The 22,413-nt window shown below is 53.9% G+C and carries 24 protein-coding genes; 11 read left to right on the top strand and 13 right to left on the bottom strand.

The annotated features are described in order from the left end of the window. Nucleotides 1–143: 143 nt before the first annotated feature. A complete protein-coding gene (locus tag PV433_RS01255; protein ID WP_332070387.1) occupies nt 144–308 on the bottom strand; it encodes a hypothetical protein in 165 nt (54 codons plus the stop codon). Nucleotides 309–667: 359 nt separating this feature from the next. Between PV433_RS01255 and PV433_RS01250 the strand changes: the two genes are divergently transcribed. From PV433_RS01250 to PV433_RS01235, 4 genes are all read left to right on the top strand, one after another. Continuing rightward, complete coding sequence (locus tag PV433_RS01250) at nt 668–1,987, top strand: ABC transporter substrate-binding protein (protein WP_332070386.1); 1,320 nt, start codon at nt 668–670, stop codon at nt 1,985–1,987. Nucleotides 1,988–2,518: 531 nt separating this feature from the next. Further along, nucleotides 2,519–3,151, top strand: a complete 633-nt coding sequence (locus PV433_RS01245) for a hypothetical protein (protein ID WP_332070385.1) — start codon at nt 2,519–2,521, stop codon at nt 3,149–3,151. A 24-nt stretch (nt 3,152–3,175) separates the two neighbouring features. Continuing rightward, nucleotides 3,176–3,457 (top strand): hypothetical protein, encoded by a 282-nt coding sequence (locus PV433_RS01240; protein ID WP_332070384.1) that lies wholly within the window; start codon nt 3,176–3,178, stop codon nt 3,455–3,457. A 557-nt stretch (nt 3,458–4,014) separates the two neighbouring features. Further along, the gene (locus PV433_RS01235) at nt 4,015–4,533 is read left to right on the top strand and encodes a DinB family protein (protein WP_332070383.1); all 519 of its coding nucleotides are present in this window, start codon (nt 4,015–4,017) and stop codon (nt 4,531–4,533) included. Nucleotides 4,534–4,674: 141 nt separating this feature from the next. Here PV433_RS01235 and phnX read toward each other — a convergent pair whose 3' ends face one another. From phnX to PV433_RS01210, 5 genes are read right to left on the bottom strand one after another with little or no spacing between them, the layout of a single operon-like run. Then, nucleotides 4,675–5,493, bottom strand: coding sequence for a phosphonoacetaldehyde hydrolase (gene phnX / locus PV433_RS01230; protein WP_332070536.1), 819 nt, complete (start codon nt 5,491–5,493; stop codon nt 4,675–4,677). 5 nt (nt 5,494–5,498) lie between these two features. Next, complete coding sequence (gene phnW, locus PV433_RS01225) at nt 5,499–6,593, bottom strand: 2-aminoethylphosphonate--pyruvate transaminase (protein WP_332070382.1); 1,095 nt, start codon at nt 6,591–6,593, stop codon at nt 5,499–5,501. Between the two features lie 25 nt (nt 6,594–6,618). Beyond that, the gene (locus PV433_RS01220) at nt 6,619–7,611 is read right to left on the bottom strand and encodes an extracellular solute-binding protein (protein ID WP_332070381.1); all 993 of its coding nucleotides are present in this window, start codon (nt 7,609–7,611) and stop codon (nt 6,619–6,621) included. A 14-nt stretch (nt 7,612–7,625) separates the two neighbouring features. Beyond that, nucleotides 7,626–9,245: an ABC transporter permease subunit gene (locus PV433_RS01215; protein ID WP_332070380.1), complete on the bottom strand. Its 1,620-nt coding sequence runs from the start codon at nt 9,243–9,245 to the stop codon at nt 7,626–7,628. Further along, complete coding sequence (locus PV433_RS01210; protein WP_332070379.1) at nt 9,238–9,990, bottom strand: ABC transporter ATP-binding protein; 753 nt, start codon at nt 9,988–9,990, stop codon at nt 9,238–9,240. The genes PV433_RS01215 and PV433_RS01210 overlap by 8 nt, the downstream gene beginning before the upstream one ends. 160 nt (nt 9,991–10,150) lie before the next feature. Here PV433_RS01210 and PV433_RS01205 point away from each other — a divergent pair, with 160 nt between their 5' ends. Beyond that, nucleotides 10,151–11,002 (top strand): DeoR/GlpR family DNA-binding transcription regulator, encoded by an 852-nt coding sequence (locus PV433_RS01205; protein WP_332070378.1) that lies wholly within the window; start codon nt 10,151–10,153, stop codon nt 11,000–11,002. A 64-nt stretch (nt 11,003–11,066) separates the two neighbouring features. On the opposite strand, the gene PV433_RS01200 is transcribed toward PV433_RS01205, so the two are convergent. Continuing rightward, nucleotides 11,067–11,465, bottom strand: coding sequence for a DUF6220 domain-containing protein (locus PV433_RS01200; protein WP_332070377.1), 399 nt, complete (start codon nt 11,463–11,465; stop codon nt 11,067–11,069). Next, nucleotides 11,455–11,667, bottom strand: coding sequence for a DUF5957 family protein (locus PV433_RS01195; protein ID WP_332070376.1), 213 nt, complete (start codon nt 11,665–11,667; stop codon nt 11,455–11,457). Before PV433_RS01195 ends, PV433_RS01200 begins: the two co-directional genes overlap by 11 nt. Before the next feature lie 270 nt (nt 11,668–11,937). Here PV433_RS01195 and PV433_RS01190 point away from each other — a divergent pair, with 270 nt between their 5' ends. The 4 genes from PV433_RS01190 (at nt 11,938) to PV433_RS01175 (ending at nt 15,209) form a co-directional block, all read left to right on the top strand. Then, a complete protein-coding gene (locus PV433_RS01190) occupies nt 11,938–12,624 on the top strand; it encodes a response regulator transcription factor (protein WP_332070535.1) in 687 nt (228 codons plus the stop codon). Continuing rightward, entirely contained in the window at nt 12,621–13,991 is a 1,371-nt protein-coding gene (locus PV433_RS01185; RefSeq protein ID WP_332070375.1) for a sensor histidine kinase, read from the top strand. The genes PV433_RS01190 and PV433_RS01185 overlap by 4 nt, the downstream gene beginning before the upstream one ends. Before the next feature lie 89 nt (nt 13,992–14,080). Further along, nucleotides 14,081–14,215 carry a hypothetical protein gene (locus PV433_RS01180; RefSeq protein ID WP_332070374.1) on the top strand — a complete coding sequence of 45 codons (135 nt, stop codon included), beginning with the start codon at nt 14,081–14,083 and terminating at the stop codon, nt 14,213–14,215. Nucleotides 14,216–14,312: 97 nt separating this feature from the next. Next, on the top strand, nt 14,313–15,209 hold the full coding sequence (locus PV433_RS01175; RefSeq protein WP_332070373.1) for a cupin domain-containing protein: 897 nt from the start codon (nt 14,313–14,315) through the stop codon (nt 15,207–15,209). A gap of 368 nt (nt 15,210–15,577) precedes the next feature. Here PV433_RS01175 and PV433_RS01170 read toward each other — a convergent pair whose 3' ends face one another. Both PV433_RS01170 and PV433_RS01165 read right to left on the bottom strand, forming a co-directional pair. Next, nucleotides 15,578–16,963, bottom strand: a complete 1,386-nt coding sequence (locus PV433_RS01170) for a TraB/GumN family protein (RefSeq protein ID WP_332070372.1) — start codon at nt 16,961–16,963, stop codon at nt 15,578–15,580. A 126-nt stretch (nt 16,964–17,089) separates the two neighbouring features. Beyond that, entirely contained in the window at nt 17,090–17,839 is a 750-nt protein-coding gene (locus PV433_RS01165) for an alpha/beta fold hydrolase (RefSeq protein WP_332070371.1), read from the bottom strand. Between the two features lie 135 nt (nt 17,840–17,974). On the opposite strand from PV433_RS01165, the gene PV433_RS01160 reads away from it, so the two are divergent. Then, entirely contained in the window at nt 17,975–18,925 is a 951-nt protein-coding gene (locus PV433_RS01160; protein ID WP_332070370.1) for a helix-turn-helix transcriptional regulator, read from the top strand. A 158-nt stretch (nt 18,926–19,083) separates the two neighbouring features. On the opposite strand, the gene PV433_RS01155 is transcribed toward PV433_RS01160, so the two are convergent. The 3 genes from PV433_RS01155 to PV433_RS01145 all read right to left on the bottom strand — a co-directional run bounded on the left by PV433_RS01155 (nt 19,084) and on the right by PV433_RS01145 (nt 20,836). Then, the gene (locus PV433_RS01155) at nt 19,084–19,494 is read right to left on the bottom strand and encodes a VOC family protein (RefSeq protein ID WP_332070369.1); all 411 of its coding nucleotides are present in this window, start codon (nt 19,492–19,494) and stop codon (nt 19,084–19,086) included. Between the two features lie 68 nt (nt 19,495–19,562). Further along, nucleotides 19,563–19,991 (bottom strand): VOC family protein, encoded by a 429-nt coding sequence (locus PV433_RS01150; RefSeq protein ID WP_332070368.1) that lies wholly within the window; start codon nt 19,989–19,991, stop codon nt 19,563–19,565. A gap of 62 nt (nt 19,992–20,053) precedes the next feature. Continuing rightward, on the bottom strand, nt 20,054–20,836 hold the full coding sequence (locus PV433_RS01145; protein WP_332070367.1) for an arylamine N-acetyltransferase family protein: 783 nt from the start codon (nt 20,834–20,836) through the stop codon (nt 20,054–20,056). A gap of 154 nt (nt 20,837–20,990) precedes the next feature. On the opposite strand from PV433_RS01145, the gene PV433_RS01140 reads away from it, so the two are divergent. Further along, on the top strand, nt 20,991–22,346 hold the full coding sequence (locus PV433_RS01140) for an aminotransferase-like domain-containing protein (protein WP_332070366.1): 1,356 nt from the start codon (nt 20,991–20,993) through the stop codon (nt 22,344–22,346). The last annotated feature ends 67 nt before the right edge of the window (nt 22,347–22,413 follow it).

Genomic DNA, 22,413 nt, shown 5'->3' with positions numbered 1-22,413 from the left:
AAAAAAAGAAGACATTCGACCTTAGAATAGGGGTTGGATGTCTTCTTCTGCTTTTCAATCCCGAGTAACCGCCAATACAGAAAAATGCAAGTTTTTCAATGGCCTCTTCAATTGGAGGCGGGTTTTGCGTATGTATCAAACCCTTATTCTTCATTCTCGGATTCAAGCTCGGCGTTTCCGTTTTGTTGAAACGCTTCGGCTGCTTCCTCCGCGGAAAACTCGGTATCATTCTCGCCCGGAACGGGCAGTTTGTTAAGCTCGGTCGATTGCACTTCCGCTTTAGTCGGTCCGTTTTGGGAATTGGTCATACTGGCACCTCCTTCCTTGTTTTGCGACAAGGATTAATCTGCCACAGTCTGAACTATTTTATACGCGCCAAGAGACAGTACGCTTCCCGGGGGGTAGAAAGGTATGTCGTTCCCGAGGAGGGACATTTGTCCGAATACGCCGCGGCTTCCGCTGTATGGAAGCGGTTCTGTTGTCTATTATTGCAAAACTTGCGACGATAATGACAACGACTTGGAACCGGATTATCCCCTATGATTATTCCAGATCGGGCTGTTGGGTAATCGATTACTAATATCCAAATCCAATGCCGGCCTGATCCGCATCCGCTTCCGGAAGAGACGGGGCGTCGAAGAACCTACAAAAAGGGGAGGCAACATTCATGAAACGAAATTCGTTGTTGGCATCAAGCGCCGTCGTACTGGTCGGGGCCATTGCTTTGTCCGGCTGTGGCGGCCGGGAAGGGGGAGCGGGTACGCCTGGCGCAAATCCGGAGGCAACTCCTTCAAAGGTGCAGGAGCAGGCGGCCGACAAGCCGGTTCGTCTGACCTTGCTGGCGAGCGAGGCCTATTTGTACGACGATGATTTTCGGCTTTTGCTGACGGAGCCCTTGAAGAAAAAATATCCCCACATTACCATCGACCTAGTTCGGCCGGGAACGGGCACGCAAATTCAGGACCTGATCGCCGCCAAAACGGTACCCGATCTGATCATCCTGTCGAGAGCAAGCAAGGATCAATACAAAGAGCTGGGACTTACTACCGACATCTTGCCGATTCTGAAAAAACACGAGATCGATTTGGGACGTTTCCGGCCGGGCGTGGTCGAAGGCTTTTCCGACAACGGACAAGTTTACGGCTTGCCGTACGCGACCAATACCAACGCGCTGTATTACAACGAGGAGCTGTTCGACAGATTCGGCGTGGATTATCCGAAGGACGGCCTGTTCTGGGAAGACATTCTCGCCATCTCCCGTAAAATGACCCGCACGGAGGGAAGCGTTCAGTACAAGGGGTACGATTATTTTATGCCTTACTGGCTCGGATACCCGCTGTCTTTGCCCTTCGTCGACAAAAGCACGGGCAAGGCGGCCATTAACAACGATGCTTGGAAAAACGTATTCCAGCTGATGAAATCGTTCGAGGACATTCCCGGCAACCAGAAATCGCCGTCTTATGCGAAAGCTTTTACGGAGGACCGGACGTTGGCCATGGTCGGTACGATCAATTTGTTCCCGCTGCTGAAGCAAGCGTCCAGTCAAGGCTTCCGATGGAACCTGGTCGAGTTTCCAAGCTACAAAGAAAAGCCGCACGTCGCCCCTCCGGTCGACCTGCATGAAATCATGGTTTCGCGGACGAGCGAGTTTAAAGAGGAGGCCGTACGCGTCATCGAGGTGATGACCTCCGAGGAGGTGCAACTGATCAGCGCGCGCAAGACGGGCCGCGCTTCCGCGCTGGACAACCGGCAGATCGAGGAGCAGCTCGGGGCGGACATTCCTTATTTGCAAGGGAAAAACATTGCCGCCATCTTCAAAAGCAAACCCGCCCCGGTGCGCGACGAAACGAAAACCGACGATCAAATCAAGCGGATCATCGACCGAAATTTCACCCAGGTCCGAAACGGCACCATCGACATCAACACGTTCATGCGGCAGAGTGAAGAAGAAGCCAACAAATGGATCGAGGCTGAGAAAAACAAGTAAGTCTTGAGGCGCGGCATCAGTTTCGGCGGATGAACGAGGGTATGGAGGGCGGGGGGCGACGGCTACATTTTGAACGAAGAAAAGCTGCTGCCTGCGCAGGGACATTTGCCCTTGGATAAAGGTTCGTGACGAACCGGAAGGCTTCCTTCAAACAAGACGATTGAGGGTGAAGAACGGCTGGAGGTGAAGGTACTCGCACCAACGTATGGGTTTGCACGTCAAGGATCGTCCGGTCGTTCTTCCGGACGGTTTTTCGTATTTTTTAGTGAAGTCGGCCCCTGCTCCCACTGTCCCCGCCGCTCAGCAATCCGCCGCCCCGCTACCCCGCAGTCCGCAAACTCGGTACCTTCGCTATTCCGCTCCCCGTTAATGTTGCTACCCCCCTGACCCCCCTATCGGATAACGCTTCGCGGTCGAACTCGTTTCGCTGCTGCTCTTGACAATCGAGTCGCTTCGAATTATATTAACTGTAATATATTTTAGTTAATAAAACATTTAACTGTTAAAACAAATTAGTCGAGGAGGTACCCGATGAAGCAATCCACCGGAGAAGCGGCAAACGATATCCGGATTAACGGCTCCGGCGTCTACCGGGACGACGTTCGGGCGGAAACCGTACATATCGCCGGTCTTGGACGGTTCGAGGGGAATTTGACCGCAGGCAGCTTCAAAAGCTCGGGCTCGTGCCGGGTAAAAGGCCGTTGCAGCGCCCTGCGGATGTCGAATATCGGCCATGCGCACTTTCGCTCCGTAACGGCGGAGCACATCTATACAGCAGGCTCCTTTCAGGCGGACAAATCGGTGGAAGCGGACACATTTCATGCAAAGGGAATCGTAACGATCGGCGATACGTTGAAGGCGGGAGAGGTCCGGATCGAGCTGCAGGGGGCGGCGGCCATCAAGCGTATTTACGCGGAGAGGTCGATCGACCTGCGTGCAGACGGGCTGTCCGTCATGAACTGGCTCCAATTCTGGAGAAGGAAAGCGATATGCGACAGCCTGGAAAGCCCACGAATCGAGGTCAGCCATCTGGAGGCGGAACTCGTTGCCGGAGAGGAGATTCGGATCGGCGCGGGCTGTACCATCGGCGAAGTGCGATATTCGAAAACGGTCGTCGTCGATCCCCGCTCCGTTGTAAAGCGTACGGTGCACATTTCGATATAAAAAAAGAAAAAGGAGAGAATGCGGATGCGGTCGATTCCAAATCTGATGCTGAGAGGGTTGGTCGGGTTATTTGCATTTCCGGTGTTCGGTGTGCTGACGGCCGGATTGGCGCTGTGCGCTGTAGTCACGATTGTGGCGGGAATATTGCGGACGGTAGGCGTAGATATTCAGATGAATATGGTTCTGTTTGAGGTTCCCCGGTATTTAAGCGTGCCCGTCGCCTTAGGATTCAGCGTACTTTTCATCGGATTGTCAGCAGCCAGTTGGAGAGCGCTCCGGCTGTCGTATAGGTTTGTCGTGTTGTAATCGCGGGCCATTACCTAGTACCGGGCCTGTGAACGGACTGCTGGAGCTGCCGGAACTGCCGAACAGCCGGAACGAAGAGCGCCCATTTCCCCCAACGCGCTAATACGGGTTTGCCTACCAAAAAACCGTCCGGACGGGTTGCTGGCGTTTTATTACGTGCCACCCGAAGATCAGGTTGATTCATGTTGCGAGATTCGCTTCCATTATTCCAAGCTCACTCAGCGGAAGTCCGACTTCCGTTAACCTGTCGGAAATGGCCGACGGGACGAGTTAGCGGAACGATTTCTTCCGTTATTTCACATGAAAGGCGCAAAAAGGCCTCGGTTCCGGGAAATAACGGAAGTTAATATTCCGCAAATGTGCCATATGGAGCCATCGTACAGGAATAAAGGAAGCGTTTCTTCCGTTCGGGCTAGCGGCGTAGCGGCTTTGTTTCCGGAACGTGCCCGGGGCTTACCATTTAGCGGCTTCTGACCGAACGCTGTCTCCAGAAGGAACATTCCTCGCCGGCCTGCGGCATGGTATACTGGATAAAACTGTCGGGGAGGGGCTGCAGCATGACTAAACGGCCGTCAAACGAAGAGTACAGCGCTTATTTTGAAACGTATGTAAGCTTGGTTCCGGATGGAGACATCCGCGAATGTTTGACCGAGACGTTTAAGAAGACGATCGAAGTCTTGTCAACCGTTTCGGAAGAACGGGCTAATTATCGCTATGCGCCGGGAAAGTGGAGCTTGAAGGAAGTGCTGGGCCACATTACCGATAACGAGCGGATTATGAGCTACCGGCTGCTTCGGATCGCGAGAGGGGACCGGACGCCGCTCGCCGGTTACGATCAGGACGTACTGATGGGCGGAGCGTCCTTCGACGCTTGCACCCTGTCCGAGCTGCTGGAGGATTATACGGCTGTCCGCCAGGCGACGCTCACTTTGCTGAATGGACTTTCGGAAGAGGCGTGGGACCGCAGAGGGACCGTAAGCGGCAGCGAATCGACCTCACGGGCTTGGGCGTACATTTTGACCGGGCACGAGATTCACCATATGAATGTAATCCAAGATAAATATTTGCAGGGATAGGCTGTCGAATTCAAAAGAAGGCTGTCCCAAAAGCCATTATTGCTTTGGAACAACATCTATGGCAGGATAGCGCAGGAAAAGACGCTCCCATCCCGCTACACAGCGGTTTTAGGATAGCGTCTTTACCCACCTTCAGGGACGTTATACCTTACAGCCCGGTCTTTTCCCCTGGGCCAGCAGCTCGTTGATCTTGCCGACGACTAGAGGGAGCCCGCTCATCGTGCCAATCGCGAAGTCCGCACCTTGCTCCAGAAACGTCTGTTTCGTTTTCGCAATTGCAGCTTGCTTGTCCGGCCCCATCATCCGATGAAACGATTCCAGGCTGTGTCCCAGCTCCGAGCTCCCGACGGCCACGCCGACCGTCCACACGCCGGCATTCACGCCTTCTTTCATATCCGACACGGTGTCGCCTACTTTAACGACCTTCCAGACCGCGGACAGCTTCAACTGCTCCATGTTTCTGAAAATCATATAAGGGCAGGGCCTCCCAAACGAGCCCGTATCATCCGGAGTGACGATATAGTCCGGCCGATATCCTTTCTCGCGAGCGTTGGAGGCGACAACCTCCATCATCGAGCTCGTATAACCGGTCGTCGAGCCGATCTTCAGCCCGTCTGCTCTCAAAGCTTCCACCGTCTCTAAGACACCGGGGATCGGGTCCGTATATTCGGACAAGGAGGCCATCAGCGCAGGCTCGAATACCGCGTACAGCTCTTCGACATCGCCCTCGTTAAAAGGTCTGTTGTACTTCGCCTCCCAAAGCGCCGCCACTCTCGGCATGGTCAACATGGCGCGAATGTGGTCGATCTTGAGCATGCCCATCGGTGCTCTCGCTTCCTCCATCGTTACTTCCAGCCCAGCCCGGCGGAAAATATCGATAAAAACGCGGACAGGAGCAAAACATCCGAAATCTACCGCCGTACCAGCCCAATCCAGAATAATGGCTTCGATTTTGTTCATTTTGTTCATCGCCCCGTTCCTCCGCGATATTGTTCGATAATGCTGCATAACCGCTCGATATCTTCCTCGTATATTTCCCCGATATTGCCGATGCGGAATGTATCGACGTCGGTAAGCTTGCCAGGATAGATCACGTACCCTCTTTCTTTGACGTAACCATAAAATTCATCGAAGCAAAACGTTTCGTCCGGGTACAAAAACGTAGTGATGATCGGCGATTGCTTCTCACCGGATATATAGGGATGAATGCCAAGTTTCCCGAGCCCGTCCCGCAGTAATTCGTTATTGTGCCGGTAACGCTCGTATCTGGCCGGGATGCCGCCTTCTGCTTCAAGCTCGTCCAGCGCTTTGGAAAAAGCGGCTACGACATGGGTAGGGGAGGTGAACCGCCATTTCCCGTCCTTGTCCATCCCTTTCCACTGATCGTACAGATCGAGCGACAAGCTGCGGGCAATACCTCGGCAGGCGGCCAGCTTGTCCAGCTTCGCGATGACGAAGCCGAATCCCGGAACGCCTTGAATGCATTTGTTCGCGCTGCTGATCAAATAATCGATCCCGAGGCCGGCCACATCGATTTCGATTCCGCCGAAGCTGCTCATCGCGTCGACGATTATTGTTTTCTTATACGCCTTGGCAATGGCGGCAATTTTCTCGAGCGGATTCAAAATTCCGGTCGTCGTCTCGCAGTGAACGATCGCCAGATGGGTGATCTGCCCGTCCGCTTCCAGTATAGCCTTCAGCTCCGCCTCGTCGGGATATTGATCATAGCCGACGCGGTATTCCGCATATGGCAGCCCGATATACCGGGCCATCTCGACGATCCGCTCGCCGTAAGCGCCGTTGGTGACGATCAGCACTTTATCGGTGCCGGAGACGGCCGACGTCATGACGGATTCGACGGCGAACGTGCCGCTTCCCTGCATCAGAATCGCCGTATACGCCTCGGGGGCAGCTCCAGCTAGCTTCAGCAGCTGAGACCGGATCTTTTGCGTAATCGATTTATACGAGTCGTCCCATGTGCAGCGGTCCACAAGCATTTCTTCCTTGACGGAGCTTGTCGTCGTCAGCGGGCCGGGTGTTAATAGTTTATAGCTGTTCATCTCGTTTCGCTCCTTGAATTATAGTTTATTTCGCCGCATTGAAAAATTTCTGATGCTCCTCCAGCAGCTCCAGCGTTAACGGCTTCGCGAACTTTAGCGCTTTCGCCGGCTTATTGACCGCATCCACCGTCTCCGCGTTGTACAAGGCGACCGGATAATGAACGATCAATTCTTTTCTCGCATCCTTGATAATTGTTTCCGCCATTTTCGTCGCCAGCTCCGTCGTTGCGCTTTTTTTGTCGACCACCGCAATTGATTCCGTCAAGGAGAAATTGCCTTCCGTCGGATCTACGAAGTCGATCGGAGCCCCGGACGCTTTCGCCTTGACGGCCTGATGGCGCAGCCCGAAGCCGGCGGCCACTTCTCCGGCCTGTACCTTTTTGATCGGACCGGAGCCCGAGCTTTCCAGATGCGGGCCGGCATTGGCGATGAGATCGTGAAGTACCTTCTTGCCCTCTGCCTCCCCGTATTCGTTAAGGATCGCTTGAACGAGCAGCCAGCCGGTGGAGGAGTTCATAATGTTCGGGATCGATACAAGGTTTTTGAATTCCGCCTTCGTCAAGTCTCGAATCGACTTCGGCTGGGGCAGCCCTTTTTGCTTCAGCACCTCCGTGTTGACGAAGATCGACCCGGTGATCGCCAAGATCGGAGCCGTATAACCCGGGTACGTATCGATGGCGCCTGTTTGGAACGTCAGCTCTTTAAACATCGAATGTTTGCTTTGTGCGCTGGCGACAAAATAAGAACTCATCGTAACCAGGTCGGCTTCGATTTTGTTTCCTTCGGCGATCAGCTTTCCTCCAAGCTCGGAAGTGCCCAGCGATTGAATCACATATTTCCCCTTGTATCCGGCGCCGGCCAGCGATTTTTCTACGGCGGCCACCGCTTCCTCGTCGCCGTTCGTGTAGATGACGACTTTCTTCGCTTCCGCCGAGCCGCTGTTATTGCAGGCAGCCAGCACAATAACCAGACTTACAGCGAGAAAAGACAGCAGCAAAACTCGAACCGATTTCAACATGGATATCCCTCACCTTATTGTTTTAGAGTCGTACGTTTCTGCCCGTAGTCACATACCAGTTTAACGATCAGATTGGTCAGGAAAATGAGCATGGACAGCAAGAAAATCTCATTAAACTTGGCAAAATGCTGAAGCTCCTTGATCTTGCTCGCGACAACGGCCGTCTGGGCCGATACCAGAAAAATAATCCCGCTGATCGTCACCATGGAATTGATGAAATAGTAGCCGAACATCTCAATCACAGTGGATACCGAATTAGGTACGATGACCCGGTACACCGTTTGAAGCCAGCTGTCTCCCAGCAGTTCGCCGGTCGTTTCCCAGGACGGATTCATTTTGGATAAGGAGTTTTTGGCCATCAGATACGGCGTCGTAAAGAAATGAACGATATTGCAAAACACAAGGATGGCGAACGTTCCTTTCAGACTGCTTCCATTGAAAAGGAGCAGGTAGGAGATGCCGAGCACCATCCCGGGCACCGTGCTTGTAATCATCGAGACGATATCCGTCACGGGTTTGGCTCTAAGCGAAGTCCGCGCGTTCAGAAGCGCCGCGCAGTAAGCGATCAGCGTCCCGAGTAGGGAGGTTAGCAGAGCGACCCACAACGAATGCCCGTATACCTTCGTCAAATCGCCCTTTTGAAATACGCTGATCACATGCTTGAATGTAAACGTAAGATCGTAAGGATAATGGCTCAGCCACGGCGCGATGAACATTACGGCGAAGACGGACACGATGCCCATAGCGACGGCAGCGGAGACGATGCCGAAACTGACGTCGCGCAGCTTATGTCGGGGAAGCTCGATCCCGGTTTGTTTGTCATAGTGGAAATGAAGCTTCTCCAAGTAATGCAGCAGCCAAAATCCGAACACGGCCGGAGCCAGCATCAGGACGGCGATGACCGCACCCTGATTCAGATCGGGAATGGACCCGAGCATCACCTCGTACAGCTCCGCTGCGACCACCTTGTACGTGCCGCCCACCGAGGCGGGAATTCCGAAATCCGTGAAGCTTAAAATGAAGGATAGGACAAACGCGCCGCCGAGCGTCCCCGCCATCGGACGAAGGATCGTGTTCGTGAAACTTCTGACCGTTCCGTCGCCCATCAGATGAGAAACGATAATAAATTTTTTGTCCATATACTTGAACGCATTGTGAAGCAGCAGAAACGCGGAAGGCAGCGTATAGACGACATAACCGATCAACAGTCCGTTAAAGCCGTAAATGTCGAACAGATTCCGCCCCGCGAGTTTCGTTATCAAGCCTTGATTGCCGAACGAATACATAATTGCAAATCCGTAAGTAATGGTAGGCAGCAGCATCGGAGCGACGATGACGGTTCTCAGCACGCCCTTCACGGGGCGGAAGATGCGGGTGCAATGGATGGCGTACGCCAGAATGAATCCCAGCACTGTAGTGATCGACGCCGCAGCCGCCGACACTTTCAGACTGTTCAGGACCGTTCCGATTAAATCCCGTTCCTTCCAGACCGCCGCGTAATGGCCGAACGTATAACCTTGGCCGGTGTCTAGCGAGCGGATCAGCAGGATAAGGAGCGGCAAGAACAGGAAAACCGTAAATATGAGCAAAATCAAGGCGAACAGGATGCGCATTTCCGGTTTTACTTTAGTCATGCGGCTCACCGAACAAGTTGAAAATATTTTGTCTTTTAATATGCAACTGCTCGATAATAAATTGACTTACGAAGTCATTGGCCGGCTGATGAATGATTTGATGCGGCGTGCCGAATTGAGCCACTTTCCCTTGGTGAATAATCAAGATTTTGTCCGACAGCGTTAATGCTTCTTCCGGATCGTGCGTGACAATGATCGTCGTCAGCTTGAATTCCCTCGCCACCGATTGGATCCGCCGTTTGATCGATTCCTTAATCACCCCGTCCAACGCGCTGAGCGGTTCGTCCAGCAGCAGGATATTCGGTTTCGTGACAAGCGTTCTCGCCAGAGCGACTCTTTGCTTCTGCCCGCCGGACAGCTCGCCGATCCTTTTCTGAAGATGTGGCCGCAGTTCCAGAAAATCGATATAGTCTTGAACCTCCTTCTCGCTTACGATGCCTTTCTTGTTGCGCAAGCCGTAGACGATGTTGTCGTAAGCGTTCAAGTTCGGGAATAACGCATAGTCCTGAAATACGATATTGAACCCGCGCTTTTTCATAGGGAAGCGGGTAATGTCCACTCCGTTAAATTCCAGGCTTCCGCGATCAGGCTTCGTTAAGCCCAAAATCAGGTTAAGCAGCGTCGTTTTGCCGCTTCCGCTCGGTCCGAGCAGCGACACGATCTCACCTGTGCCAATCTCTACGTGGATGTCGTCGAGTACCGCCTTATTGTCAAAATGTTTGCTTATATGCTGCAGCTTCAGCAAACCGCTCACCTCCTCGGGTACAGAGCCAGTATATAAGCCTTTTGTTAAATTCGATCTGGTTCTGTGTAAAATGTTCGTAAATTATGCATATATCATTAATAACTGTTGCATAAGTTTATCTAAAATTTGCCTGATTTCATGAACGAATAAGGAACATGTATTGATTGAATGTGCCGAAATCTGTACACTGGAAGATGAGGACAAGCTGTGTTACAGCCGTACCGATGTCAAGAAAATGGGTGAGGGTATGCTGCCGCTGGAAAGGCAAAAGAAAATTCTCGATCTGTTAGGCGTCAAAAAAGTTCTCAAAATACCCGAGTTAACGGATGAGCTGGACGTATCCGTGGATACGCTCCGCCGGGATCTGAATTTGCTGACGAGCCAGGGCAAAATCGAAAAGATTTACGGCGGCGTCAAGCTCGTGCAATCCAAGTTCGGCGAGTCGTCCATGGACGAGCGGATGGTAAAGCATCTCGAGGAGAAAGAAAAAATCGCCCGCAAATGCAGCGAATTTATTAACGACGGCGATTGTATTTATTTGGACAGCGGATCGACTACTTATCAAATCGCCAAGTATATCAAGCAGAAGAAAAAGCTGACGGTCGTCACGAATTCGATCCCGGTCGTAAATGAGCTGATGAACAGCGAAGTCGAGATGGTTATGATCGGCGGCAAAATAAGACGGGACGAACGGTCGGTCATCGCTTACGAGTACCTGTTTAATTTTCACGAGCTGAATATCCGGAAAGCCTTTATATGCTGCAGCGGGATTACGATCGAAAAAGGGATCTCGGATTACAACCTGGAGGAAGCGATCACGCGCAAAAAAATAATCGAGCTGGCCAGCGAGGTGTATGTTGCGGCCGACAGTACGAAATTCGGCAAAGACGTCACGATCGTCATCGCACCGCTTGACCGGATCGATGCGATCGTGACGGACCCGGGCGCGGAAGCCGGACTTATTCAGAAGTTCAAAAAGCTGCGGACGAGCCTGGTCATTGCGGATAGCTGAAGCGTAAAGCCAATAGGAAAACGGACCTTCCCGAGCTAAGATGCTTAAGGGAAAGTCCGTTTTTTTACGGCACTATGCCGCCGCCTCTATACCGGGACGAACGTCTCGCGACGATCAGCGACAGGACGATCAGCGCAAGCGCCAGTACCGGATGCAGCGCGCCTGCCGCCGGCAGGTTGGCGGTGAAATACTGGCAGTAGATCAGGGCGAACAAGGCGAAGCTTAACCAGCCCGTGCCTTTAGGCATACGGCCCGCAAAGGCGAAAGCGATCATCAGCAGCGGGATGAATTCAAAAATATGAACAAAGCTTACATGCATGCTCCAGCGGCTCGGCTCCTGAAAAACCGCCATCCCGGCAATATACGTCTGAACGACGATGCAGGCGACAAGCGTCCAAGACAAGAAGACGAACGCCCCCCTGAACAAACGGACCCGCTTGCTGAGCTTCCCTTCATTGACCATGGGTGCGCCCTCCGTTCTTTTTGCCTGTGTAGATGACGGCAACCGCCGCGCACACGATCGGCAGGATGACCGGGAGATACTTGATCCCGACCGCTTTCCCGAACACGACGAAGCCGATGGCCCCGATAAACGAAGAAAGCACGAACCCTCCGACAATGCCGCCCAGCACGGCCATTCCTACAACTGCCAGTTTATGTTTCATTCCGAATGTCTCCTTTACCGTAATGGATTTGGTCCTTCCCTACGTTTCTATGAGAATCATACTACCAGCCGAATGTTGTGAACTTGTGACGAACGATTGCGCTTTCCGTGAAATGTTCGGCAATCGTTCCTCCAAGCGTAGTGGTGTTGGGGCAATTGTTGCGAACTTGTTGCGATCCGTTACGGAACCGGTGAATGTTGCCTACGGGTCGGCGATGAAGGTTATAATGGGGGGATAAGGGAGTTTCACATGGCTGGAAAGGGGATGGACATGTCGCATACGCTGCTGCTTGTTGACGATGAGAGGAAAGTGCTCGAGTTTATGGAGCCCTTTTTGCGGGAGGAAGGGTTTCAGACGGTAACCGCTTATAACGGGGTTGACGCGCTTCGGCTCGCCAGGGAGCGGAAACCGTCGCTCGTCGTACTGGACTGGATGATGCCGGAGAAAAGCGGAATCGACGTCTGCCGGGAGCTGCGCAAAACCGGAAATACAGGCATCATTATGGTGACCGCCCGGGTCGAGGAAATCGATAAAGTGGTCGGCCTGGAAGCGGGGGCCGACGATTATATATCCAAACCGTTCTCCTTGCGGGAGCTCGTGGCGCGCATTCGCTCCGTTCTGAGGCGGATCGAGGGAGCCGGAACGCTGCCCGAGCTGATGGAGCGCGGCGACCTGACGGTCTCCGAAGCCGAATGCCGCGTATGGAAACGCGGCACCGAAGTCGTGCTGACCCCGACGGAGTTCAAATTGCTGGTTACGCTGGCTTCCAGACCCGGCATCGTATACAGCCGTCTCCAGCTGCTGAGGGCATCGATGGACGACGATATGCTGAACGATGAACGGACGACGGACGCCCATATTAGCCGGCTCCGCAAAAAGCTCGAGGACGATCCTTCCCAGCCCGTGTATATCAAAACGGTATACGGCTTCGGATACCGGTTCGGTGACCGGCCTTGAGCGTAAACCGGAAAATGTTTTGGGCGATGGCGTCGTTCATCCTGGCGTTGAGTCTCGTCTATTTCCTCATCACGCAGTTGGTCGTCAAGGAGTCGATGGGCGCTATGGCGGAGATGGCGAAGGGCGAGCAAGTCGACAGCCTGTCCCGGGAGCTCGTCGCCTACTACGAAACGAACGGTCGTTCCTGGGAGGGCGCCCGGCAGTACGAGCCCGAATTCAAGACGGGGGAAGGGGAGCCGGCCTACAGCTATTTGCTGCTGTCTGCGGATCGGACGGTAGCCGCTCATAAAGGGGAGGCGTCCGAGAAGCTGATCCGCAACCTCGGTTTGAAGCGCGAGCTGCGAAGCGGCGGAGAACCGGCCGGTTATCTGGTTTATTACGACCCGGAAATCGCGGTATATTCCAAATTGCGGATCGGTATCCCAAGCTCCGTATCGTTCCTGCTCGCCGCCTCGGTTTTTCTGTTTCTGCCCTTCGCCCTCCTGGTCGCTTACTGGGTATCCAGACGGATTACGGCTCCTCTCCGGCAGCTGATTCCGGCGATCGACCGGGTGGGGGCGGGGAACTTCGGCGATCAGGTGCGGATCGCGTCCCGGGACGAGTACGGCAAGGTGGCGTCTGCATTTAACAGCATGTCGATGCAGTTGAAACGAACGGAGGAGCTGCGGCGTTGTCTGGTTGCGGATGTGGCGCATGAGCTGCGGACGCCGCTTACGATCCTGCAAGGGAAGCTGGACTATTTGCAGCAGGGGGGCGGGCTTATCGAGCCGGAGCGGCTGCTGCCGCTGCAGGACGAGCTGATCCGCTTAACCCGGCTTGTCGGCGACCTTCACGAGCTGTCCCAGGCGGAAGCGGGCAAGCTGTCGTACGAATTCAAGGAAACGGATATACGGGATGTCTTGGAGAGAACGGTCGATCGTCTGCTGCCGGGAGCCGAGGAGAAAGGAATCGAGATCAGACTCGTCAACAAAGCGGTTCGCACCCGTCTGACCGCCGATCCGAACCGGATCTCGCAAGTGTTTCTGAACTTGCTTGTGAACGCCATCCATTATACGCCTTCCGGCGGATCGGTCGACGTCCTGCTGCAGGAGCGGCGGAATCAAGCGGACGAACCCGTGCTGACCGTCGAGGTCCGGGATAACGGTCCGGGGATCGGACCCGAGCATCTGCCGCATCTGTTCGACCGGTTTTACCGGACGGACGAAGCTCGCAGCCGCAACAGCGGGGGAACGGGGCTCGGGCTGGCGATCGCGAAGGAATTCGTGCTTGCCCACCGGGGCGAGATCCGCGCCCAGAGCAGTCCGGGGGTTGGATCGGCTTTTATCGTTACGCTGCCTTTCGATTTCGGCAAGATACCCCCTTCATGAACGGCATATGATCCAAGCAGACGCTCATAAATAGGAGTAGACGGCTTACGGTCAGGTGTCATTTTGTCGGGAGGAGGAATTCGGACTGGATGAAAGATCCGAAGCTTGAAGTGCCCCAGCCGATTCGGGAGGATGGGGCGGGAGGGCCGGATCTCGGCCCGCGCGATGCGCGAGCTGCATTGGCATTCGTTACGTATCCCGGCTACACCTATTATCCAAAATAACCGGTCCCGCGCCAAAATAGGCGTACGTTCTTATGGGCGGATACATATGGTATCCCATAGGGCTTCAGCCTATTATTAACGAAGGGCAGGGAATACCGTGTCAATCTCTTATATGGACTATACGTCACCGTCCACCCAGTTTTCGTTTGACGTGAACACCAGCTTGTTTTTCAAGAAAAATAACCAGAATTATATCAATGTCCTTTCGATTAATCAGCTGAATACACTCGGCAACACCTCTATGCTCGATATATATCTCAGTGCGGGCAATATCGTCGAGCCTCATATCCACCAGAATGCGTCGGAATTGGTATACTGCGTGACGGGGGCGGCGGTCGTGTCAATCGTTAACCCGTTCACCAAAAAACTGATGAACTTCCCGATCAAGCCGGGCCAGGTCGCCAATGTGCCGCAGGGATGGTGGCATTACGAGATCGCCATGGAAGACGATACACACCTGATCGCCATATTCGACGCGCCGATTCCTGAATTTATCGGAGGCTCCGACCTGCTGCGGTTGACGCCGCCTGAAGTATTCGCGCAAGCGTACTGCCTCGACGCCGCCAAGGTCAAGGAGACGTTCGCTCCGATCACCGATACGGTGTTCATCGGACCGCCGAACAGCTGCAAGACAAACACGAGAGCGGAGCAGGAAGGAGAGGATGGGGAAGATGTGGAGGAAGCTCTGAAGGAGCTTACTTTGCAGTTGCAAGCCGCGAAGGAGCAGGCGCAACAGCTGAAAGCTATGCAAGAGCAGGCGATACAGGAGCATGCCTCGCAGTTGAAGGCTTGGCAGGAGCAGGCAGTCCAGGAACAGGAAGCGCAGCTGCAAGCGATGCAGGACCAATCCTGGCAAGAACGGCCTGGGCAGGAGCAGGCTGTTTTGGAGTGGGCGTCCTCTCCGCGCCCGGACTATTTCGATACACGCGGGAAATCGCCGGTTCCGCCGTCGCGACGGAGACCGATGATCGGCAACGGCGGCGCCTATTTATAGTTACGCCGGAAATTGGGAGCGTTGCTTCGAAAAATCGAGCTGAAAGTTTCTGCTCGTAAGAAAAGCTCCCTCTCCCGCAAGGGTCATTCATCGCGTAAAAGCTTTCGTTTGGAAGCTTATCTTTAATAGGCCCGGGCTGGGCCAAAAGCCGCCGTTTCCGTTGCGAAAGCAGCCGACCGGCGGCTTTTTGTTCGCAAGACTCGCCGAAGCGCTCCATGCGGCCCGGACGGGCTCATGGGAGAAATAAAACGAAAAATCGCTCCGATACAGCAAAGAACCCGGGAGCAGGCACTTTTTGAGCAAAGTGTTCTTGTCCCGGGTTGTTATAGCGGCCGGCCCCGGCCGGGTGATATGGTACTCACTTCCGGTTATTGAACCGGCTGCACGTCGTAGCCTTTTGCTTTCAACTGGTCGATGACCATATCTTTCACGACATAGTGAGCGGAACCGACGATAACGAACGATGTATGTTCCCCGTCTTGCTCCAGCAGCCCGGCGAGCTTTTCAGCCATCTTTTTGTCGCGTTCGCCGATCAGTTTCTTGTTCAGCTCGCCTTCCATCAATCCGCCGCGGATCAGTCCGTCTGCAACGGCTTTCGCATCGCCGTCCGCCCAATCCAGCTGCAATTGCTTAAAGGAAGCGGCCGATTCTTTGCCGCCATCAACAAGCAAAGTGTCAAGCAGTGTGTTCAAGTCTTTCTCCTGAGCTTCGGGAGTCAGCGAGGCGAATACATCCGCCTGGAATTGGATGCTTTCCAGCTCGTAGATCGGTTTATTCGACAACAGCGCTTTAACGAGGAAATAATGATCGATGCCGCTGGCCGCTGCCGCTTCGGCTTGCTCGAGCTTTTCGAACAAGGTAAATGTCGACAGATTGGTGCTGACGGCGAAAGGCTTGAAACCGTCGAACGCTTGCTCCGGAATGCCGATCTTTTTCAATACTTGCTGCAGCTTTTCGTACGTTTCTTTCGAGACGTGATCCTTGATCGTCGTACCGTCATCGTACATCATTTGATTGGTGAAAACGGTCATGTCGCCGGTCAGCGTATCGGCTTCCACCCACAGGTCGTCCGACGTATCGAACGCGTCCCTGATCTTTTTCTCGAGCGGATACATTTCCGGAATGCCAAGGTGGACCGAACCTAGCAGATACAAGGTGTTTTTGTTGTTCGTTACTTTCCAGAACACGCCTTTCGCGCCTTCTTCTGCCGTATCGTAGCTGAATTCCACCAACCGGGTGGCCAGCACGACCGCTTGCTCGACTGTACACGGCTGATCGAGCTCAAGTCCTTCGCCGGTACCTTCCACGATGCCGTTTCTCTGCAAGTAGGCGATCGGATCGGCGTCACCGGTTCCGAAAGCGGCCGGCAGCTCGTACTGGGTCAACAGCCCGTAGATCGAGCGGGTCACCGTGTCTCTAGTAATCGATGCCGAATCGATCGATAGAGAGAGCGGGGCTTCTTTTTTCTTAAGGCCGATCTGGTCCAGCTTGGCTGCCGTAGCTTCGATCAGCGATTTGAACTTGGCGGCGTCGATCGGTTGTTGAAACGATCCGTCATAGTACCAATTAAGCGGATAAATTCCGTATTTCTCCCCTTCGTTCAGGGTAGGGACAGACCAGGCGCTGATCGACGGCGTCGGGACGGCCGGCTGCTCCGCTTTCACGGTGAGGGCGGTGCCGCCCAGCATAACGGTAACTCCCAACAAACCGGTCGCCGCCATGCGGCTCCACTTGCTCCAAAGATTTCCTTTCATGAATCGTGCCTCCCAAAGAATCAAAGATGACGGTATATAGGCAATTCTATTACGAAAGCACATTATATCATACCGGAAACGAGGAAAGCTAACTTCAACATTTGGTGGAACATGTTGCTAGATTCATTATCTCTTTTGGCTTGAAAGCGGGTTTACCGCCTCGGTCATAAAGTGCTGCAGCATCGCGCGCAGCTGGTCCGGTTGACTCAGCATCGGCAAGTGCCCGGCGTCCAAATCGTACACGTGCTGCGGCGAGAGGTTGGTTATCATTTTATTTTGCAGGGGCAGACCGAACTCTTTATCTTTTTTCAGCCGGATATACAGCTTAGGCGCCTCCGGAGCGGAGGCATCGATCCGATCCGTATAAACGCGGACCGATTCCGGCACGAACCCTCGAAAGATGTCCTCGGCTTGTTCTGCGGACAGATCGCTGCATAAACCGCTGCGGATGACGGACGCCGGCGGCTTGGTGCCTGCTGTGCTCAGCAGGAGCGGCAATAGGATTCTTTGGGGGAGCGGCAGTGTCGACAGAAACGATCCGCCCTGCTTCGGAATCGCCGCCGAAACGGCCACAAATCCCGCCAGCCGTTCGGATAATTCAGCGGCAAGCTGAAGGGCGAGAACTCCGCCGAGCGAATGAGCCACAAGTACGATCCGATCTGCGTTCCACTCCAGCACCTGATCCCGGATATGCCTTACATAATCTTGCAGCTTAAGCCGGCGTCTACATTCGTAATTTTTGTCCCGAAGCGGGAAGTCGGCCAGCAAAGCGGGGAAGCCGAGTCCGTCCGTTACTTGCTCCCATACCCGTCCCTCCAAACCTGCGCCATGTATAAATACGAATCCGATCATCTCTTGTACCCGTTCTTGCTTCATAAGTATCATTTTCCCTCCGCTTATCGCTACTGGTGGTGCGTTGTACTTTATGAACACTGTATCATTTAAATAAGACAGATCTTGTCTTATTTGCATGTTACAATAAAAATAAAACGGAAAGGGGAGAGGAGGCTCGTGTTAAAATCGCAGCGGCTTGTGCAGCTCATTATGCGGGTCAATGCCCTTAAGTCATTTACCGTTCAGCAGTTGGCGGACGAATTCGGCTTGTCCGCGCGGACGATTACACGAGATTTGCAGGAGCTGAGCGAACTCGGCGTCCCGGTATACTCCGTCCAAGGCCGTGGTGGCGGATACAGGCTGCTTCAGGAGCGGATACTTCCGCCGATCGCCTTCACCGAAGGCGAGGCCGTCGCCATGTTCGTTGCCTGCCAGTCGTTGAACAATCTCAGCGCTCTCCCCTTCGACGAAGGGGCCGAATCCGCGCTCCATAAGTTCTATCACTACTTGCCGGTCGATGTAAGAGAGCGGATCGACCGTTTGAAACAGAAGGTGGCAATCCTAAGTCCCAGCCGGACGATGATCCCGGAATGTCTCAGGACGCTGCTTCAGGCGATCATGATCCGCTGCGTCGTGACGATCGGGTACAGCTCCAGTCAAGGCGTGAAGGAGCGCAATATTCAGCCTATCGGCCTGTATGCTAGCGGCGGCTATTGGTATTGCCCGGCTTATTGCTTTCTGCGAGAGGAAGTCAGACTGTTCCGAGCGGACCGGATCCGTTCGGCCGTTCTGAACGAATCGATGGAATGGCGGGAAGAGGCGGACCAGTGGGATTTGTGGAATCGTCCGGAGAACGTCGATGCGAATAAAATCCCGTTTACGGTAAGTCTAACGAGAAACGGTGTGCGGCAGCTGGAGTCGGACGAATGGTTCGGCCCTTCTCTGGTGGTGCAGGCAGACGGAGGCGGTAAGGCATTGATCCGAATCTCGCCGGAAAACATGCGCTTTTATGCGGATCACATATGGAGGCTTGGGGCGGATGCGAGAATCGTGGAGCCGGCCGAAGCGGTGGAATACATGCAACGGAAGATCGAGTCGCTGAAATCCGTATACGCTAACAACGAATAAGCTGCGGGCTTGTCCGGAACGGATCGACTGGATCAAACAGAGCAAAAATCGACCGCAACTGGTGGATGATTTTGAGAAATGCTTGACGCGTGGAAAAAGCCCGGCGGTTACCGACATCTGATTCGCCGGGCTTTTTTCGCCCCTATCCGAGCGCAAGCCTAATAGTAGCCGGAGCCGCTTCCTTTGGTAAAAGTAGCGATGTACCAATAGTTGCCGAAAGGATCTTCCACTCCCGCGCTTCGTTCCCCGTACGGCATGTCCGCCGGTTCGTAGAGCGACTTGGCTCCGGCGTCCAGCGCTCTCCGGTAACAGGCGTCCGTGTCCTTGACAAATACATGAAGCGTATTGGGACGGGCCGGATACTCGCCCTTGGCTTCCGATACTTCAACGATCGTATCGCCGATGCGAACCTCCGAATGGATCAGGAACCCGTTATCGTCGGAATGACGATGCAGTGGTTCCCCTTGAAACGTATGGGCGAGAAAATCAATCAGCTTCCCGGCGTCGCGCACATGAAAGTATGGAGTTACGCTTTGGTAGCCTTTCGGGGTAAAGTTGCCGATTTCCATCGGTAAAATCCCTCCTTATGATCGATCTGAAGATTCGTGCACGTCTGCTAACTTTCATTAGTTCAAAGCTAAGATTCGTCTGCGATCTCCCATGCCGGATTCCAGACGACTTCCCATAAATGGCCGTCCGGGTCGAGGAAATGGCCGGAGTATCCGCCCCAGAACGTATGGTGGGCAGGATCGGTTATTATGGCCCCGGCAGCACGGGCTTGTTCCATGACCGCGTCCACTTCTTCGATACTGCCTACATTGTGGCCGATCGTGAATTCGCCCGAGCTTGGCGGAGCGAGCGGAACTTTTGCCTCGTGGGCGAGATCTTGGCGATTCCAGACGGCAAGCTTCACGCCCGCCTGCAAGTCGAAAAACGCTACCGCCCCGTGTTCAAACTCCGTGCCGACGATACCCGGTGTCGGCAGCCCGAGGCCGTCGCGGTAAAACCTCACAGCCCGTTCCAAATCGTCTACTCCCAGCGTTAGTACAGATATTCGCGGTTTCATCCGGAAATCGCCCTCCATGATTTGCTTTGTGCAGCGGCCTTATATCCAAATTATAACACTGTTCAATCCAGTATCTCAAAAAACTGCTTCAACCGCTCCGAGAATGCCTCCCGGTTCATTTCTTCTTTGGTGACGAACCCGTCGCGCCACTCGGTAAACGTCTGATCGGTCAAGGTAACATTGCCGCTGTCGGTAAGCCTGGTGATCAACCGGTTTTTGTTAAAAGGCGATTCTTCGTGCCCGGCGATGATCGTCTGAATCTCGTTAAACTCCGACAGGCCGGCTGCCGGCCGCTTCGAATCGAAGGCGTACCCGATTCTCCAATCGGTATCTTTATGCTTCAGCTTCATCTCGAACGTGTAGTCTCCGTGGTCGGTAGGCCGGTGCCGGATGCGAAACTGCCCATTGCGGGAAGAGACGGTTTCCCCGGATAATGGAACGGGCGTTAGGGGGAGATTTCCTCCGAAGCCCGTGTCCGCCAGGTATGTCTCTCCCTGATGAGCGATCAGGATCGTTACGTGCGTTCTTCCGAGGGACATGTACGTCCGGGACGCATGATTATATACGACCCCGCGTGTCAGGACGGCATCAAAGCCGTTATCGACCAAGACGAGATACAACAGCGGATTCAGCTCGTAACAGAGGCCGCCTTCGCGATTGAAAATGATTTTTTGAATTAAATTCCGTTCGCTAATGTCGTTGATTCGGTTGCGAATAATACCGAAATTTTCGAACGGGATCGTTTTCGCCATTTGAGCCAGGACGCTTGGCAGCGAGTCCCAGGCGATCGGCTCGTCGCCGGATAATCCGATTCGTTTGCGAAATAATGAAGTCAGCTCACTCATGTCCGTTCCTCCTCTGCAGCAATTACTTACAAGGTAAGCGATGTTGAGAGCCGGAACAATAGCTTTTTGTCAAAAGTGTTACGGTACAGCACGCGCAGTTTTGTATAATATACTTGTGAGGACCATTTTCCAATGCTGACAACAGGAGGACCGCGTGAAAAAATATATGTCCATTCTATCCGATCTGGAGCAGAAATTGATGGAAGGGCAGTACCGCTCCGGCGAAAAGCTCCCCTCCGTACGAGATGCCGCGAAAGAATACGGCTGCAGTGTCAGTACGATCTTGCGGGCGTACTCGGAGCTGGAGAAGCGCCATGCGATTTATTCGATCTCCCAGAGCGGCTATTATGTAGTCGAGCGGCAGCCCGACCGGGACGCCCGTAACGAAGATCAGACGATCGATTTCGCTTCGGCTTCGCCGGATCTGAATCTGTTTCCGTATTTGGACTTTCAGCATTGCCTGAACAAAGCGATCGATACTTACAAGTACAACCTGTTTACCTACGGGGATTTGAACGGGCTGGAGAAGCTTCGACAGACGCTCGTTTCTCATCTTGCCGGCGATCAGGTGTTTGCGGGTCCGGATCAGATTATGATTACTTCGGGCGTGCAGGCCGCGCTTGAGATTTTGGCGAAAATGCCGTTTCCGAACGGGAACGAAACCATACTGGTCGAACAGCCGGGTTACGATCTGTACTTGCGGTTTTTGGAGACGGAAGGTTTGCCGGTCAGAGGGATCGCCCGTTCGACGACCGGCATCCATCTGCGCGAGCTGGAGGAGGTATTCAAGAGCGGCGGCATCAAATTTTTGTATACAATGCCGAGATATCACAATCCGCTGGGCACCTCTTACAGCACGGAGGAGAGAAAAGCAATCGCGGCGCTGGCCGCCAAATACGACGTATACGTGGTGGAAGACGATTACATGGCCGACTTGGGCGAGGAACGGGGGTTCGAGCCGATCTATTCGTACGACAGCGCGTCACGCGTCATCTATCTGAAAAGCTTCTCGAAAATCATCTTCCCGGGCTTGCGGCTGGGAGCCGCCGTTATGCCGCGTCAGTTGCTGGAGACGTTCCGCAAGCACAAACGGTATGCCGACACTTCGCTGTTGTCCCAGGCCGCGCTTGAGGTGTATATCAAAAACGGCATGTACGAGCGGCACAAGCACAAAATCATCAGCCAATACGCGGCGCGGATACGTTTGCTGAATGAGGCGCTTGAACGGCATAATACCGACGGGCTGATTCGGGCGGGGGATATCCGATCGGGAGTTTATATCCCGTTTATGCTGCCGCAGACGGTTAATATGGAGCGTCTGATGAAACGTCTGGAGGCGAGGAACATCCGGGTGGAACCGGGTAAAGGGTTTTATTTGTCCGATTATCCGGAGCGGGATAAATTTTTGCGGATCAGCGTTTCGCGCGCCCAGCCGGAGCGGATCGAGGAGGGGGTCAAGGCGATTATAGAGGAAGTGAAACGGAGCGGAGGGCGATCGTCGTCAAGTTGAGACGGATTGCGAACGGCCGCTTCAGCTCGTGAATAAGGATCGGAGCAGCGACTCTCCGTTCGGAGAG

The sequence above is a fragment of the Paenibacillus sp. GYB004 genome (assembly GCF_036577605.1).
Classification (GTDB): domain Bacteria; phylum Bacillota; class Bacilli; order Paenibacillales; family NBRC-103111; genus Paenibacillus_AB; species Paenibacillus_AB oceani.
Note: the sequence above shows the minus strand (reverse complement) of the source record. Positions and strands in the feature narration are given on the sequence as shown.

Excerpts from the sequence above, each read along its gene's own strand:
- PV433_RS01255 (WP_332070387.1), bottom strand. The coding sequence starts at position 308 with ATGACCAATTCCCAAAACGGACCGACTAAAGCGGAAGTGCAATCGACC.
- PV433_RS01250 (WP_332070386.1), top strand. The coding sequence starts at position 668 with ATGAAACGAAATTCGTTGTTGGCATCAAGCGCCGTCGTACTGGTCGGG.
- PV433_RS01245 (WP_332070385.1), top strand. The coding sequence starts at position 2,519 with ATGAAGCAATCCACCGGAGAAGCGGCAAACGATATCCGGATTAACGGC.
- PV433_RS01240 (WP_332070384.1), top strand. The coding sequence starts at position 3,176 with ATGCGGTCGATTCCAAATCTGATGCTGAGAGGGTTGGTCGGGTTATTT.
- PV433_RS01235 (WP_332070383.1), top strand. The coding sequence starts at position 4,015 with ATGACTAAACGGCCGTCAAACGAAGAGTACAGCGCTTATTTTGAAACG.
- phnX (WP_332070536.1), bottom strand. The coding sequence starts at position 5,493 with ATGAACAAAATCGAAGCCATTATTCTGGATTGGGCTGGTACGGCGGTA.
- phnW (WP_332070382.1), bottom strand. The coding sequence starts at position 6,593 with ATGAACAGCTATAAACTATTAACACCCGGCCCGCTGACGACGACAAGC.
- PV433_RS01220 (WP_332070381.1), bottom strand. The coding sequence starts at position 7,611 with ATGTTGAAATCGGTTCGAGTTTTGCTGCTGTCTTTTCTCGCTGTAAGT.
- PV433_RS01215 (WP_332070380.1), bottom strand. The coding sequence starts at position 9,245 with ATGACTAAAGTAAAACCGGAAATGCGCATCCTGTTCGCCTTGATTTTG.
- PV433_RS01200 (WP_332070377.1), bottom strand. The coding sequence starts at position 11,465 with ATGGTCAATGAAGGGAAGCTCAGCAAGCGGGTCCGTTTGTTCAGGGGG.
- PV433_RS01195 (WP_332070376.1), bottom strand. The coding sequence starts at position 11,667 with ATGAAACATAAACTGGCAGTTGTAGGAATGGCCGTGCTGGGCGGCATT.
- PV433_RS01190 (WP_332070535.1), top strand. The coding sequence starts at position 11,938 with ATGTCGCATACGCTGCTGCTTGTTGACGATGAGAGGAAAGTGCTCGAG.
- PV433_RS01180 (WP_332070374.1), top strand. The coding sequence starts at position 14,081 with ATGAAAGATCCGAAGCTTGAAGTGCCCCAGCCGATTCGGGAGGATGGG.
- PV433_RS01170 (WP_332070372.1), bottom strand. The coding sequence starts at position 16,963 with ATGAAAGGAAATCTTTGGAGCAAGTGGAGCCGCATGGCGGCGACCGGT.
- PV433_RS01165 (WP_332070371.1), bottom strand. The coding sequence starts at position 17,839 with ATGAAGCAAGAACGGGTACAAGAGATGATCGGATTCGTATTTATACAT.
- PV433_RS01155 (WP_332070369.1), bottom strand. The coding sequence starts at position 19,494 with ATGGAAATCGGCAACTTTACCCCGAAAGGCTACCAAAGCGTAACTCCA.
- PV433_RS01150 (WP_332070368.1), bottom strand. The coding sequence starts at position 19,991 with ATGAAACCGCGAATATCTGTACTAACGCTGGGAGTAGACGATTTGGAA.
- PV433_RS01145 (WP_332070367.1), bottom strand. The coding sequence starts at position 20,836 with ATGAGTGAGCTGACTTCATTATTTCGCAAACGAATCGGATTATCCGGC.